The following is a 2,263-nucleotide window of genomic DNA, read 5'->3' as shown; positions in this document are numbered from 1 at the left end:
TTCTGTTCTTCCTGACCCCATAAGTCCTGCTATTCCAACGATTTCGCCTTTCCTTACATTTAAATTTACATTTTTTATTACTTCCTTATTGATATCATTTGAATCATAAACACTCCAATTTTTAACTTCAAAGCATACTTCTGATATTTTTTTATTTCTTTTAGGAAATCTGTCAACAATATCTCGTCCAACCATTCCTCTAATAATTCTATCTTCACTTAAGCCCTCTAGATTTTTATCAATAGTTTCAATGGTTGCTCCATCTCTAATTATTGTAATTCTATCTGCCACTTTTGAAATTTCGTTTAATTTATGAGAAATAAGTATTGATGAAACTCCTTGCTTTTTTAATTCTAATAACAGATTTAATAAGACTTCACTATCATAATCATTTAAAGCTGCAGTTGGCTCATCTAAAATTAATAATGATACATTTTTAGATAATGCTTTTGCTATTTCTACTAGTTGCTGTTTTCCAACCCCAATATTCATTATTAAAGTTTCTGGGGATTCATTTAATCCTACTCTATTAAGTAACTCTTTTGATTTATTAATAGTAGTATCCCAATTAATTATTCCATTTTTACTTTGTTCATTCCCTAAAAACATATTTTCAGCTATAGATAGGTATTGAACTAAAGCTAGTTCTTGATGGATTATTACTATACCTAACTTCTCACTGTCCTTAATATTTTTAAATTGGCATAATCTTTCCTTAAAGTATATTTCTCCATCGTAACTCCCATATGGATATATTCCGCTTAAAATATTCATCAAAGTTGATTTGCCAGCACCATTTTCTCCAACCAATGCATGAATCTCATTAGCTTTAACTTGTAAATTTACATTATCTAATGCCTTTACTCCTGGAAATATCTTTGTGATATTCTTCATTTCAAGGATAGTCCCTTCCATTTTGATACCTCCTTATAAAAAACTAAATCTATTCTAAAATATTTACGGAGCCTTGCTTGGCTCCATAAATATAATTTTTATTACTTCAATTGATCCTCAGTATAGTAGCCTGATTCTATTAATACTGTTTTATAATTGTCTTTATCTACTGAAACTGGATCACAAAGATATGATGGTACAACCTTAACTCCATTATCATAAGTAGTTGTATCATTAACAGGAGCTTCTTTTCCACTTAATACAGCCTCTACCATCTTTACAGTTTTTTCAGCTAAAACTCTTGTATCTTTAAATACTGTTTGAGTTTGTTCTCCAATAATAATTGACTTTACTGATGGTATTTCTGCATCTTGACCAGTAACTATTGGTAATTTTTGATCGCCTTTCCCATATCCAACGCTCTTTAATGAAGATAATACTCCTATACTGATTCCATCATATGGTGATAATATGGCATCAACTGTATCACTTGTATAGAAAGTACTTAATAAGTTATCCATTCTTGATTGAGCAGTTGCTCCATCCCATCTTAATGTAGAAACCTTATCCATTCCCATTTGACCACTCTTTACATTTAAAACACCAGAATCTATATAAGTTTTTAATACTGACATCGCTCCATCATAGAAGAAATAAGCATTATTATCATCTGGAGATCCACCAAATAATTCAATATTAAATGGTCCCTTTTCACCTTTATCTAAACCTAATTTTTCTATTATATAGTTTCCTTGTAAAACACCAACTTTGAAATTATCAAAAGTTGAATAATATGATATATTTTCTGTACCTTTTATCAATCTATCATAAGCAATAACAGGTATTCCTTCATCTGCTGCTTTATTTATTACATCTACTAGAGCTTCTCCATCAATAGAACCTATTACTAAAACGTTTACTCCTTTAGTAATCATATTTTCTATTTGAGAAACTTGATTTTCTACAACATCTTCTGCAAACTGCATGTCTACTTTATATCCTAATTTTTCAAATTCTTTTTTCATATTATTACCATCATCAATCCATCTTTGAGATGATTTTGTTGGTAATGCTAATCCTACAGTTACATCCTTTCCTCCGTCAGTAGTTCCCCCTTTTTCATCTGTTTTTCCAGAATTACATCCTACAAACACTGTTGCCATCATAAAAGTTAAAATAGAAGCTAATAGTTTTTTCATACAAATTCTCCTTTATATTTTTTTATTAGAAACATTTATAATATTGTATGATTTATCTATAATCCCCCCTCTAATTTATATTAAGTACGGACATTATTTTATTTCTAAAAAAATATTCCGTACAAGTATATTTTACTAATTATTATAAAATTTGTAAATATTTTCAATAA

At 29.0% G+C, this 2,263-nt stretch carries 2 protein-coding genes; both read right to left on the bottom strand.

Annotation, left to right across the window (positions count from 1 at the left end; all coding sequences use genetic code 11):
• The coding region (locus HUJ77_RS15385) for an ATP-binding cassette domain-containing protein (protein ID WP_291710151.1) at window positions 1-915 on the bottom strand (915 nt) is incomplete at its 3' end.
• Window positions 916-995: 80 nt separating this feature from the next.
• Window positions 996-2,093 (bottom strand): multiple monosaccharide ABC transporter substrate-binding protein, encoded by a 1,098-nt coding sequence (chvE, locus tag HUJ77_RS15380; protein WP_291710149.1) that lies wholly within the window; start codon window positions 2,091-2,093, stop codon window positions 996-998.
• Window positions 2,094-2,263 lie beyond the last annotated feature (170 nt).

Source organism: Clostridium sp. (assembly GCF_021443865.1).
Taxonomy (GTDB): domain Bacteria; phylum Bacillota; class Clostridia; order Clostridiales; family Clostridiaceae; genus Clostridium.
This window is presented reverse-complemented; position numbering and strand designations above follow the sequence as displayed.

Coding starts and splice junctions, on each gene's coding strand:
- chvE (WP_291710149.1), bottom strand. CDS start 2,093: ATGAAAAAACTATTAGCTTCTATTTTAACTTTTATGATGGCAACAGTG.